A 13,373-nucleotide genomic window follows, 5' to 3' on the forward strand; every position below is an offset into this window, starting at 1 on the left:
GCCATGGTGAGAGAACCGCCGATGAAAGACTGACTATGATAAACGTGATGCGAATAAGACCATATCCCCGCGATGATTTGTGGGGATATCTGTTTGTTTGGGGGAAACAATGCGAAAAAAAATCAAACAGCTTCCTATAATAAGGGCGCTTTCCAAATTTGTGTTTGCCTGTTTTGCGTGCCTGCCGGCCAAAAAAAAGCTTGTTGTGTTTGAAAGTTTTTCCGGAAAGCAATATTCATGCAATCCACGGGCGATTTATGAATACATGCGCTCCCATGACATGCCCTATGAACTTGTCTGGAGCGTCAATAAAGATCATATTGGCAAGTTTGAAGCACAGCAAATTCCATATGTACGGCGCCTTAGTTTAAAATGGTTTTATTATATGGCCCGTGCTGGCTTTTGGGTGACTAACAGCAGAATGCCCAATTGGGTGCCAAAACCGGCCCATACTACGTATGTACAAACTTGGCACGGTACGCCGCTGAAAAAGCTAGTCGGCGATATGGAACAGGTTCGTATGCCTGGCATATCAAAATCAAAGTATATAAAAAATTTCCAAACTGAAGCAAGCCATTGGGATTATTTGCTGTCGCCTAACCCGTATTCTACCGCGATCTTTAGAAGGGCGTTTGCGTTCAACAAACAAATTTTAGAGACAGGTTACCCACGAAATGATATTCTGTATCAAGGAGATCTAGACGAAGCATCACACCGATTGCGGAAAAAGTACGGCATCGCGAACGGCAAGAACGTGATTTTGTATGCGCCAACATGGAGAGATCACCAACATTATGGGCTTGGGTCATATAAATTCGATTTGCAGTTGGACTTAGATGAGCTTTTTGCGCGATTTGGCAATGATACGATTATTTTGTTGCGCCTCCATTCTTTCATAAAGGAACAATTTGATTTAGACGCATACGGTGAATTTGTAAAAGACGTATCTGCGTTCCATGATATTAACGAACTTTACTTATTGTCCGATCTGTTAATCACGGATTACTCATCTGTGTTTTTTGATTACGCCAATACACGGAAGCCAATGATCTTTTTTGTCTATGACCTAGAAGAGTATCGTGATGAAGTCCGCGGCTTTTATTTTGACTTGGAGGCGGAAGCGCCGGGGCCGGTTGTGCGGACAACAGCAGAAGTAGCAGCAGCGATTGAGCAACTTAGCGCCGAAGGCATGAAACCATATAAGGAAAAATACGAAGCCTTTATCGAGCGTTTTTGTCACTTGGAAGACGGTAATGCGGCTAGTAGAGTTGTAACGGAAGTTTTCAAGGAGGAAAATTTTTAATGGAGACCAACAAACTCCCCACAACGTGGCTCGATACAAAGGCGATCCGCGCCTACCGTCAACAAGCGCAATCCTATAGTACGAAAGAAGATCTTTGGTCTTGGTATGTATTGCGGCGTCTCTCCATCTATGTCACAATTGTGTTTTTAAAGTGGAAATGGACGCCAAATGCAGTAAGCTGGATGAGCGCTTTCTTTGTGGCTTTCTCGGGTTTTTGGCTATTGCAGGCTACTCCAGCTGCATGTATTGTTGCTTTTTTCTGTTATAACATAGGCTATTTGTTTGATTGCGTCGATGGTGAAATGGCGAGAATTTCCAATAACACATCAAAAAAAGGCTACTTTATTGACTTGCTCATCCAAGGAGCAACGCTCCCTGTGTATTTAGCTATGCCATTGTCACTTATGGTGGCGTTAGAATATGTACAATTGGATTCAGTCGGGCGAGGTATTCTGTATCTGCTCATCGTTTTAATCATTATGGCGTTATTCGTACCGATTGCCTACCAGCTTACACATTCGCAAGCGCCAAATGCACGTGACCCAGTCAATAAAATTCGTACAAAAGGGCTTCTATTTGAGGCCGCTGGTGTGTTGTTAGGTTTGCCAGGTTTCTTTTTCGTCTTGGCGCTAATTACGTTGGTGACAGGAATTCAGCCTACAGCTGCGCAAAGTTGGTATATCGGCGGCTTTTTGCTCGTGTTTGCCTTAAAAGTATGTGCCCGTTTTTTCTTGACGGTACGAAGCTTTTAATTCTACCGGATTTCCCCAAGAAATTACAAAATGCTTGCCTGTAAAATATGCTATACTGATACTATTGCAAACTAAGTGTAGAATCGACTCGAACGATAGAAGAACCGCTACAGTGACCATAGGAGGAGAGCATCTTGAAAAAAGTAATTACGTACGGAACGTTTGATTTGCTCCATTGGGGCCATATTAATTTACTAAAACGGGCGAAAGATTTAGGTGACTATTTGATTGTCGCCATTTCATCTGACGAATTTAATGCCCTTAAACAAAAAGAAGCGTACCACAGTTTTGAAAACCGCAAAATGATCCTTGAAGCGATCCGTTATGTGGATGAAGTCATCCCTGAAAACACATGGGAGCAAAAAGTGGAAGACGTACAAAAATATGATATCGATGTCTTTGTCATGGGAGACGATTGGAGAGGCAAATTCGATTTCTTAAAAGAGTATTGCGAAGTAGTCTATTTGCCGCGTACTGCTGGTATTTCGACGACAAAAATTAAGACGGAATTGCTAGAGGCGAAGCAAGGATAAATTCCCATTTAGAATTTCATACTAAGAAAGGGAGCTCCATGCTTTAATTTAGATTGAGTGTGGAGCTCATTTTTTTTCGAGGAAGGTGGCTTTATATATATGTACGAAATAAGCATTGTCACACCTGTAAGCCAACAAGACGAGAAATACATAAAACGTTGCTATGAATCAGTAAAAGGGCAATTACAAGCAAACGTTGAATGGATTGTCATTTTAGAAGGGGATTCCCCCTTGGCAGAACAAGTTCAATTGGAGAACAGAGAAAATTCCAATGTGGATGTAAAAGTTGTAGTGGACACTGAATTAAAAAATGTCAACGAAAAGCGTAATAAAGGCATTGAGGTAGCAACAGGGGAATACCTCTATTTTTTAGATGTCGATGATTTGCTGCATGAGCACACCTTATATGTACTATTGGAGTCAGCAAAGTCCAATAGTGACTCTTACGATGTGGTACTTGGAGCAATGAAAGAAACGAACGTGTCCGTTCATCTACCTTCTTCTTATAGCAGGATGTTGAAGCGCCTTTTAGAAAACAGAATAGCGAAGCCGAAAACACTAGCGGTAAAAAAATACCGTGCTTCTGCTCTCAACACTCTTTTTAAGCGGGATTTCATTCTTGAGCATGGCATTTATTTTGAGGAGAATGTCCTTGGCTTTAGTGATATTTTGTTTACTTCACAAGCGTACACCAAAACGACGAAGGCCGTCGTGTACGACAAGGATGCCATTTATTTAAAATTGATCCGCAATGATCCAATTAATGACCCGTCTATTGCGCAAGCGTTAAACGGCATTGAATGGTATCCGCAATCAATGGCACAAGCAATCGCTTCATTAGAAGACGGTCAACCGTTCAAAAACGTTTTGCTTAAACGATTTTTAAAGGCTTACCATTATAAGTATTTAAACGGGATTTATAATGATGATCCAGATGACGTATATAAGGGCATTTGGGCTGACGCATTCAAACGAATCGGGCTAGACCAATTTTCTTTTAGCCGCTCAATCCATCAAAAAGAAATCCAACATTTGTGTGAAGGCCATTATAATAAGGCGGCCCGAATGGCGAATAGGCGCTTGAATTTCCGTACGTTGAAGAAGATTAAAAAGAAACCAGGGTCATATCGGCGGGTTCTTTATCAAAAATGGTTTACAAAGAAACTGGCCATCAAGAAAGACTATATTTTGTATGAGAGCTTTTTAGGGAGAAACTATTCAGATAGCCCAAAATACATTTATGAGTATTTAAATCGCACCTATCCGGGTAAATACAAACATATATGGGTTTTTAATGATCCAGAGAGAGAAGAGCCTAAAGGGGTCGTGAAAGTAAAACGCTTTGGTTTAAAACATTTGTACTTTATGGCGAGAGCGAAATTCCACGTAAATAATATGCGTCAACCTAAATGGTTTGTTAAACGGCCTGGACAAGTATTTCTTGCAACTTGGCATGGAACCCCTTTAAAAAAGTTAGTATTTGATATGAATGAAGTACATTCAGCTAACCCGAATTATAAAAAAGATTTCTATCTCCAATCGAGGGCGTGGGACTATCTTGTCTCTGCGAACCATTATTCGACTGAGATATTCAAACGGGCGTTCATGTTTGATAACGAGATATTGGAACATGGCTATCCAAGGAATGATTTGCTTTATGCAGAAAATAAAGAACAAATCGCAGAGCAGCTGAAAGCTAAACTGCAGTTGCCAAAAGACAAAAAAATTGTCCTTTATGCTCCTACTTGGCGCGACGATGAATTTTACAAACCAGGGCAATACAAATTTAAGTTACAACTTGATCTGGAAAAATTAAAAGCAGCGCTAGGGGATGAGTATTTCTTTATGATCCGCACTCATTATTTTATAGCGGACAAGTTGGATTTCTCCGGGGTCGAGGATTTTGTCTATAATGCTTCACAATACGATGATGTGACCGAGCTTTATTTGTTGGCGGATGTTCTAATTACTGACTATTCGTCTGTCTTCTTTGATTATGCAAACTTAAAACGACCGATCTTGTTCTTTACTTACGACCTTGAGAAGTACCGAGATACGTTGAGAGGTTTCTACATTGACCTTGAATCAGACGTGCCTGGCCCATTATTGAAGACAACCGATGAAATTATTGCTGCATTAGCAAACTTGAACGAAACCAAGGAGCTTTATAGGGACAGAATAGAAAAATTCTATGATGAATATTGTCACTTGGATGATGGCCGTGCCTCTGAAAAAATTGCTGAAAAAGTGATTGTTTCTGCAAAATAAAGGCCATCTATTAAGAGGTGCAGATAGGAGTGGGGAAAAATGGGTATCTTCAATTTATTCTCTAAAAAGGAAGATGAAAAAGCGTACTACAACAAGGTGGATTACTCGATATTAAATGAAGCAGCGCTTAAGAACGACACGAAGGTGTCTGTAGTAGTGCCTGTATATAATGCGATCGCCTACTTAGAGAAGACGGTTGATTCGATTATTAAGCAAACGATTGGGTTTGAAAACATAACTTGCATCCTTGTCGACGATGGTTCAAATGACGGATCAAGGGAATTGTTGAAGAGTTACTCAGAAACCTACAAAAATATCGTTAGCATTTTCCTGGAAACGAACACCGGTACCCCAGCGTTTCCGAGGAACTTGGGAACGCATTTGGCAAATTCGAAGTACATTATGTATGTAGACGCCGATGATTGGCTTTCGTTAGATGGCATTCAAATTTTGTATGACTTGTTAGAAGAGACAAATGGAAAGTATGCCGTTGGAAAGTCGATTCAAGTTGACTCAAAAGGACAAAAGGTTATTGGAAGATACGAATCGAGTAAAGTCAGGCACAATGTCTCACCTTTTTCGATCAAGCATTTGTTTTACCATTTAGGGCCAAGAGCGCGGATGATGAGTTTAGATTTAATCAAACATCATAAAATCCGTTATCCAGAAATGAAGTTTGCTGAGGACAAGCAATTTTTTATAGATGTGATTTTGGCTGCAGGAGAAATCTCGACAACGACTGAGACGATTTATTATTTAAATCGAATCGATGACAACGATTCTCTGACAAAACAAACGGATATTGGCGAGAAAATGGACTCGAACATTAAAGTTTTAAAATACGTATTAAATAAGAAGCTGGAGCCGGAAAAAGAAAAAAACATCGTCAACCGCTTAATTGAATTTGACTGCATTACGAGGCTTTTTGACCGGAAACACTTTGTAAAAAGCAAAGATAAACAACTGTATTATGCCAAATTCCATGAGGCAATGGGCATTTTCAAAAAGGCCAAACGCCCTTATGAAATTAGAGAGACGATTATTAAGCCAATAAACGTTATTTATTTTGATTTGGCAATGGCAAAGGATTATGGCACGCTAGAAGCATTGGCAAAATGGTCGAAAAAAGGTGGAGAAACAAAACAGATTATAGAGAACGGGCTTCCTTACAATGTTGCCGTATTGGAAAATGGGAAAGAAATGAAGATTCCCGTTCGGTTAAAAGCAGAATTGGATACAGAAATGCAAGACCAAGAAAAAATCCAACTGAAAATTAAACTGACTGGCCATTCCCTGTCTCCGATTGAAGGAGTTGCCTTAATAGACAGGGCCAATGTGGACAACGTCTACCAGCTACCGAATGCAGTAAAACAGAAAGAGGACTCTGTGGTAGTTTCACTGAAAATGGAAGAATTAAACGTTCTTCCAAAAGGCTCATACGAGTTTGCCCTGATGTATGACGACTATGAAAAGAAACTAGTTAAAAAACGAACGGAAACCACATTGACCGCTAAACTTGATAACGGCAAAAAGTTTAATCTGTATAAAACAATCAACAACAATATAGGCGTTAAAGTAAAATAACCGAGACCAATCAAAAAGGTGTAATGGCCTGCCGGTAAAGGAGTTTTTCGAAATGAAACCAATCAAAAAAGCAATCATTCCAGCAGCTGGCCTAGGAACGCGTTTCCTGCCAGCCACAAAAGCAATGCCAAAAGAAATGTTGCCAATTGTTGACAAGCCGACGATTCAATACATTGTTGAAGAAGCGATTGAGTCAGGAATTGAAGACATTATTATCGTTACTGGAAAAGGCAAACGCGCAATTGAAGACCACTTCGACCATGCGTTTGAACTCGAAGAAAACCTTGCGAAAAAAGAAAAGTTTGAGCTTCTTGAAGCGGTACAACAAGCAGGCAAAGTCGATATTCATTACATTCGCCAAAAAGAGCCGAAAGGGCTTGGCCACGCGGTTTGGTGCGCTCGCAAATTCATTGGCAATGAGCCGTTTGCAGTTTTGCTTGGCGATGACATTGTCCAACACGAGAAGCCGTGCTTAAAACAGCTCATTGAACAATATGAGGAAAAACAAGCGAGTATTATAGGCGTCCAGCAAGTTCCTAGAGAAGAAACAAACCGGTATGGAATCATTGACCCAGCAAACCAAGAAGGGCGCTTGTATGGCGTTAGCCGCTTTGTTGAGAAGCCAAAAGTGGAAGAGGCACCTTCGAACTTGGCGATTTTAGGACGCTATTTGTTGACACCAGAAATCTTTGCCCATTTAGAAAAACAAGAGACGGGCGCAGGCGGAGAAATTCAGCTTACCGACGCGATTCAAAAGTTAAACGAAGAACAACAAGTCTATGCCTACGATTTTGAAGGCAAGCGCTACGACGTGGGTGAAAAACTAGGGTTTGTGTTAACAACATTAGAATTTGCTATGCAGCGTGAAGAGCTTAAACCAGCGCTGATTAAAAAAATGAAAGAGTATCTCGAACTCGAAAACATGCTCAAACAGTGAACGTGTAATAGGCAATTTGACGGTTCAGATTGCCACATGGAAGCATGGAAGCCTGTCAACGTACTCGTTGGCAGGCTTTTGCAGTATACGGAAGTGTAGTGATCAAAGACAGTGTTGCCCGATCGGAAAAAGGCTCTAATTTAAAGAGCGAGGCAACTAGAATTAGTTGCCTCGCTCTCTCTGTTTTAATGAAGCACTGCAGCGAGTGCTTCAACCGCAATCCAGCCTTCAACGCCGTTCGCTTTTACTTTTACAAAATCAGTGTCTTCCTCAAGAATCTCGATCATATCATCTTCGAAAAGTTCAAGTAGTTGTTCGGAATTGCTAGAGGCTTCACTAAATAAGAGCGTGTTTTCCGTCAGTTGAATTTTTTTGCCAACTGCTGTTTGCTGCTCTTCCGTTGCTTCTGAAGGTTCCTCGTCTTGTTCTGAAGACGCTTCAGCCTCTTCTGGTGATGCCTCATCTTCGTCGCCTGCTACATCTGATTCTTCTTCTTCTTGTTCTTGAACAAATTCACTGTTTTCGTCAGCTTCATTGTTTTCAGTTGTACCGCTAACTGGACTGTCTTGGTCTTCGGAGGTACGATCAGTATCGCCATGTTCTTCCTCCGCTACCTGTTCCGCTAGATCTTGTTCTTCTGTGCTAGTGTCCGTTTCTAGATCTTGTTCTTCTGCGCCAGTGTCCGTTTCTGGATCTTGTTCTTCTGTGCTAGTGTCCGTTTCTGGATCTTGCTCTTCTGTGCTAGCGTCAGTTTCTGAATCTTGCTCTTCTGTGCTAGCGTCCGTTTCTAGATCTTGTTCTTCCTTGGTAGCGTCAGTTTCAGGATTTTGTGGCTCTTCTAGGCTGCTTTCATCAGAGGAGTCGTTCTCTTCAGAAGGAGCGTCTTCCGATGTTGGTAAGTCGCTTTCTTCGTTTTCAGCGTTGTTTTCCGTGCCAGTCGTTTCGCTAGCTTGCTCATTTTCATCAACTACAAGGTCGTCTTCTTTAACTGCGTCGTCATTTGCCTCGCCTGAGTGAAGATCAGTGTCGCTCTCATCGATTGCTGGCTCTTCAGCGTTTTCGTCTGTGTCTAGTTCTTTGTCAGGTGAAACAGCTTGTGTTGGCTCTTCTTCGTTATTAGCAAGGTTGTCTTGCTCTTGGTTGCCATCGCTTTCAGGAACGTCTTGTTTGTCTTCTTCTTTTTCATCTTCATCAGCAGGCTGTTGTTTCTCTGATTGACTGTTTTCAGAATCGGCAACATCATTTTCCTCGTTCACAATGTCAGTCACGCTTTCGTTCGCTTCCTCGTTTGGTTCCATTTCTGGAGCAATGGATGCGAATGAGAAAGTACGTGCCATGACTTGGACAGTCGGTTTCGCCTCTGTTAGCTTAACGTATTGGGAAGAGACCCAGCCCGTTTGTGAGCCAACTTTAACATAGTACCAGCTGCCTTGTTTCTTTAAGATGTCTAGCTGTTGACCATTGTTCAAAGTTGTCATAATCTTGCTCGATGTATTTGGTTCAACGCGAAGGTTTAGACGTGCTGTCGTTGTCCCTCTATCGATAACCGTCTCAACTGCCTCTGTTTTGGCTTGATTGTTGCTCACGTTCAAGTAATCAGCTGATACCCAACCAGTCCGGTTGCCTGCTTTAACTTGGTACCAACCGCCTTGCTTTTTGAGCAACTCAACTTTTTGCCCTTTGTTAAGAGTCGTAATAATGCTGTGGTTCGTGCCAGCACCAGACCGCAAGTTAAGCCGTGCTGTCGTTGTAGCAGAGCCGATCGAAGGAGCACTATCAGCATTGCTAGAGCCGTTAACATTTAAGTAATCAGCCGATACCCAACCAGTCCGGTTGCCCGCTTTAACTTGATACCAACCGCCTTGCTTTTTGAGCAACTCGACTTTTTGCCCTTTGTCAAGAGTCGTAATGATGCTATGGTTTGTGCCTGCACCAGAGCGCAAGTTAAGGCGCGCAGTTGTTGTGGCCGAGCCGATCGAAGGAGCACTATCAGCATTGCTAGAGCCGTTAACATTTAAGTAATCAGCCGATACCCAACCAGTCCGGCTGCCTGCTTTAACTTGGTACCAACCACCTTGCTTTTTGAGCAACTCGACTTTTTGCCCTTTGTCAAGAGTCGTAATGATGCTGTGGTTTGTGCCTGCACCGGAACGCAAGTTAAGGCGCGCAGTGGTTGTGGCAGAACCGATAGAAGGAGCGTTGTCGACATTGCCAGAGCCGTTGACATTTAAGTAATCAGCAGAAACCCATCCTGTCCGGTTGCCTGCTTTAACTTGGTACCAACCACCTTGCTTTTTAAGCAACTCAACTTTTTGCCCTTTGGCAAGAGTCGTAATGATGCTGTGGTTTGTGCCTGCACCGGAACGCAAGTTAAGGCGCGCAGTTGTTGTGGCAGAGCCGATAGAAGGAGCGTTGTCGACATTGCCAGAGCCGTTGACATTTAAGTAATCAGCAGAAACCCATCCTGTCCGGTTGCCTGCTTTAACTTGGTACCAACCACCTTGCTTTTTAAGCAACTCAACTTTTTGCCCTTTGGCAAGAGTCGTAATGATGCTATGGTTTGTGCCTGCACCAGAGCGCAAGTTAAGGCGCGCCGTTGTTGTGGCAGAGCCGATAGAAGGAGCGTTGTCGACATTGCCAGAGCCGTTGACATTTAAGTAATCAGCGGAAACCCATCCTGTCCGGCTGCCCGCTTTAACTTGGTACCAACCACCTTGCTTTTTGAGCAACTCGACTTTTTGCCCTTTGGCAAGAGTCGTGATGATGCTATGGTTTGTGCCTGCACCGGAACGCAAGTTAAGGCGCGCCGTTGTTGTGGCAGAACCGATAGAAGGAGCGTTGTCGACATTGCCAGAGCCGTTGACATTTAAGTAATCAGCGGAAACCCATCCTGTCCGGCTGCCTGCTTTAACTTGGTACCAACCACCTTGCTTTTTAAGCAACTCGACTTTTTGCCCTTTGGCAAGAGTCGTAATGATGCTGTGGTTTGTGCCTGCACCAGAGCGCAAGTTAAGGCGCGCAGTGGTTGTGGCCGAACCGAGGGAAGGAGACTCTTTGTCCTCTCCATTGCTTGTAATTTTGACATAATCAGCCGATACCCAACCAGATTGGTGGCCAGCGCGGACGCGGTACCAGTTTCCTTCTTTTTTGAGGATTTCAAGCTTTTGTCCTAATGCAAGAGTTGTGAGAACGTTGCTAGACGTATTTGGTTGGCTACGCAAATTAAGCCTTGCCGTTGTTTCACCGTAAGAAATCGGCTCTTGATCAGAATCTTCGACGTTGTCCTCACTTGGCTTGTCAAGTTTCAAGTAATCTCCAGAAACAAAACCAGTTGTATTGCCAACTGCGATTTGATACCAATTCCCTTGTTTTGCTAACAACTCGATTTTTGTATCTTTATCCAAAGTCGTCACAATCGAGTGGCTGGTACCTGGGCCAGTCCGCACATTTAAGCGAGCAGTCGTTGTCCCAAATGTCCCAGTTGGGAGTTGCTCCAATTTATCGTTTCCTGCGTCTCCTGTTGGCTGGTTTTTGTATACTGGAACGTCAAATGTCATTTCATAGTCATCTACAAGGCTATATAGGTTGGACATCTGATGGGTTTGCTTGACAGCCCAGCCTACATCTGTTGCATATTGATATGTACCAGGATTAGCTGGGTTCCAACGCATTTTGTAAAGCGTATTTTGGCCGCGGGCAAAGTAGTTGTTAGAAACAAACCGAGCACCGCCAATGATGGCGTCTTCTGGTGTAAACCAGCCTTGGTTGTATGCATATTGGGCGCCTGCGCTGACCGCGTTTCCATCATAAGCGCCAATGCCGTACATGTTGTAGACCGTTTTGCCATTGACTTGCACGCCAGTAGCTAGTTGGGATTTGCCATTACCCGTTTCTAGCAGTGCGTGGGAAATTAAGTAGATTTCATTCACGCCGTAAAGCTTGCTTGCATTAATAAATGCCTGGCCTTGACCTTGTAAGATTCCCTTATCTGAAAGGAGTTGGCTGTTAATTGCTTCGGCGCTTAGTCCAGCACTGGAAGACAAATTTAGAAATTGCAGATAGGAAGAGGTTCCTTGTTTGAAGTTATTGGCATTCATATAATAAGCCACGTCAGAGCGGCTTGCATTTTCCCATCTGCCATTTTTATCGGTCTGAGGTCGGGCTGAGAGGCCCATTTGCCGATCTACAGCTGCATCAAACGACAAATCGTAATGGCTTTCTTTTACAGTAATTGAGCTTGCATAAGCAGATTGCAGTGGAAGCGCCGATGCCACTAAAGCGACTATAGACGCAGAACTGCCAGCAAGCATAAGTTTCTTTTGAATAGGGAACACCTCCAAAAAAATTGCCTTCTATACTAGTATCGATTCACCTGTTTCATAAATTAATAGGTTCAACGTATTTTCTCAAATTTTGTCGGATAATACAACGCAATGCAAAAAAAACGTCCATCTTCGGGAAAAAAGACGGACGTTTTTTACAGTTATTCGGTTGGGCTTATTGTGCCAGATGGACTGTTTGTATCAGTTAATGCTTCACTTTCGGGACTCGTTGGGTCTATAAAGTTAGCTGAACCTGCATCTGTTAGTTCAAGATGTTGTTTAAGAGTTTGCTGGATTTCGAGCAAGCTATCTTCATGAATATCCTCGTACCAGATGCTGTTGCCATAAATATCAGGGCGGCGAGTACCAGTAGTCTCTAATTGCATTGTTTCAATGCCGCTAAGAGACGAAGCATAACCATGGAGCGAAATAATATTTGGGAACGTCAAGTCCATTTGCAAGTTGTCACCAACTGCTTGAAAGACATCATCAAATCGTGTGATGCTAGAAAAAGAAGCAGCTTTATCAATGATGGCTTCAACGACTTGTTGTTGGCGGATGCCGCGGCCTTTATCGCCGCCGCCAGATGCGGATTTCCGTTCACGAGCATAAGCGAGTGCTTGCTCGCCGTTTAAATGGGCAGGCCCTTTACGGAATTGAAAGTCAACACCGCGGCTTTTTTCTTCAAAGTCAATGTCGTATGTGAGTTCAAGGTCAATGCCGCCTAAAGCATCGACAACATCTACAAGACCGTCAAAACGGATGAGCGCGTAATGGTCAATCGGTATATCTAGCAGTTCTTCAACGGTGGCAATCGCCATATCAATACCACCAAACGCGTGGGCATGCGTAATTTTATCTTTAAAGCCGCCACCTCGATAGCCGACAATTTCTACATAAGTGTCACGTGGAATGCTCGTTAGGATAATCGATCTCTCGCTTTTATTAAAAGTTGCTACCATGACGGAGTCCGTTCGTTCGGCGCCATCCCCTTCACGGTAATCACTTCCTAAAAGCAGCATCGAAAAATTGTCCTTCCCAACATCAACTGGCTCAATCCGTCTCTCAGATTTATTGCCTCGGTCCAAGCCTTGGTAAGAACCGGCCGCTGTATCGCTTAAATGGTTAAAAATATACCAAACGCCACTGCCTAACGCGAGCAAGGCGACAATGGCTGCAATTAAAGTTGTCTTTAAAATAAATTTTGTCCGTCTTTTTTTTCGGCGACGTTTTCTTGAATCTTCAACCATACGTCAATCCCTCATTTCAGTATAAATAGGTCCCAATCAAGTGGGAACCAAGCATAAATCGACAAAGTGCGCTATTTCAAAATCAAATTATATCACAATTTCAGATAAAAGATAGAGGATGAACCGTGAAAAATCGTGTTACATCTTCTCACAATGTCCTTTGAAAGTGAAGGGCTTGCGTTCATAGTATAGAATGGCTGCCGGAATAAAAACAACCAATAAATAGAAAATAGGCATTAGGAGTTGGGAAAAATAGTTCAAATGGCGCATGAAGAACAGACAATTGTTTTAATATTCTAGTATAAATAGTATCGATTAAAATGAATGGCGAAAAGAACGAAAAAAGAAAAGCTTGTTAGTTGTGAAATAAACGAGTTTTACACAGTTTTGCCAATGTTTTCGTTCATTTCACTGATTGTTTCAC

General features: G+C 42.7%; 8 protein-coding genes. 6 read left to right on the forward strand and 2 right to left on the reverse strand.

The window, feature by feature from the left end:
• Positions 1-109 precede the first annotated feature (109 nt).
• The 6 genes from BC8716_RS12335 (at position 110) to galU (ending at position 7,377) form a co-directional block, all read left to right on the forward strand.
• Positions 110-1,303, forward strand: a complete 1,194-nt coding sequence (locus tag BC8716_RS12335) for a CDP-glycerol glycerophosphotransferase family protein (protein ID WP_169715946.1) — start codon at positions 110-112, stop codon at positions 1,301-1,303.
• Positions 1,303-2,055, forward strand: coding sequence for a CDP-alcohol phosphatidyltransferase family protein (locus BC8716_RS12340; RefSeq protein WP_094426086.1), 753 nt, complete (start codon positions 1,303-1,305; stop codon positions 2,053-2,055). The genes BC8716_RS12335 and BC8716_RS12340 overlap by 1 nt, the downstream gene beginning before the upstream one ends.
• A gap of 134 nt (positions 2,056-2,189) precedes the next feature.
• The gene (gene tagD, locus BC8716_RS12345; protein WP_011247943.1) at positions 2,190-2,588 is read left to right on the forward strand and encodes a glycerol-3-phosphate cytidylyltransferase; all 399 of its coding nucleotides are present in this window, start codon (positions 2,190-2,192) and stop codon (positions 2,586-2,588) included.
• 99 nt (positions 2,589-2,687) lie between these two features.
• On the forward strand, positions 2,688-4,856 hold the full coding sequence (locus BC8716_RS12350; protein ID WP_094426088.1) for a bifunctional glycosyltransferase/CDP-glycerol:glycerophosphate glycerophosphotransferase: 2,169 nt from the start codon (positions 2,688-2,690) through the stop codon (positions 4,854-4,856).
• Positions 4,857-4,895: 39 nt separating this feature from the next.
• The gene (locus tag BC8716_RS12355) at positions 4,896-6,440 is read left to right on the forward strand and encodes a glycosyltransferase family 2 protein (protein WP_094426090.1); all 1,545 of its coding nucleotides are present in this window, start codon (positions 4,896-4,898) and stop codon (positions 6,438-6,440) included.
• A gap of 52 nt (positions 6,441-6,492) precedes the next feature.
• Positions 6,493-7,377 carry a UTP--glucose-1-phosphate uridylyltransferase GalU gene (gene galU / locus BC8716_RS12360; protein WP_094426091.1) on the forward strand — a complete coding sequence of 295 codons (885 nt, stop codon included), beginning with the start codon at positions 6,493-6,495 and terminating at the stop codon, positions 7,375-7,377.
• Between the two features lie 185 nt (positions 7,378-7,562).
• Here the strand turns inward: galU and BC8716_RS12365 are convergent, their stop codons facing one another.
• Together BC8716_RS12365 and BC8716_RS12370 are read right to left on the reverse strand one after the other, a co-directional pair.
• Entirely contained in the window at positions 7,563-11,711 is a 4,149-nt protein-coding gene (locus BC8716_RS12365) for an SH3 domain-containing protein (RefSeq protein ID WP_257392304.1), read from the reverse strand.
• 149 nt (positions 11,712-11,860) lie between these two features.
• Entirely contained in the window at positions 11,861-12,949 is a 1,089-nt protein-coding gene (locus BC8716_RS12370; RefSeq protein ID WP_094426095.1) for an LCP family glycopolymer transferase, read from the reverse strand.
• Positions 12,950-13,373 lie beyond the last annotated feature (424 nt).

This window comes from Shouchella clausii, from assembly GCF_002250115.1.
In the GTDB taxonomy this organism is placed as follows: Bacteria; Bacillota; Bacilli; order Bacillales; family Bacillaceae_D; genus Shouchella; species Shouchella clausii.

What these genes read in the sequence shown, in the direction of transcription:
- BC8716_RS12370 (WP_094426095.1), bottom strand. Translation starts at nt 12,949, where the DNA reads ATGGTTGAAGATTCAAGAAAACGTCGCCGAAAAAAAAGACGGACAAAA.
- BC8716_RS12355 (WP_094426090.1), top strand. Translation starts at nt 4,896, where the DNA reads ATGGGTATCTTCAATTTATTCTCTAAAAAGGAAGATGAAAAAGCGTAC.
- BC8716_RS12335 (WP_169715946.1), top strand. Translation starts at nt 110, where the DNA reads ATGCGAAAAAAAATCAAACAGCTTCCTATAATAAGGGCGCTTTCCAAA.
- galU (WP_094426091.1), top strand. Translation starts at nt 6,493, where the DNA reads ATGAAACCAATCAAAAAAGCAATCATTCCAGCAGCTGGCCTAGGAACG.
- BC8716_RS12350 (WP_094426088.1), top strand. Translation starts at nt 2,688, where the DNA reads ATGTACGAAATAAGCATTGTCACACCTGTAAGCCAACAAGACGAGAAA.
- BC8716_RS12340 (WP_094426086.1), top strand. Translation starts at nt 1,303, where the DNA reads ATGGAGACCAACAAACTCCCCACAACGTGGCTCGATACAAAGGCGATC.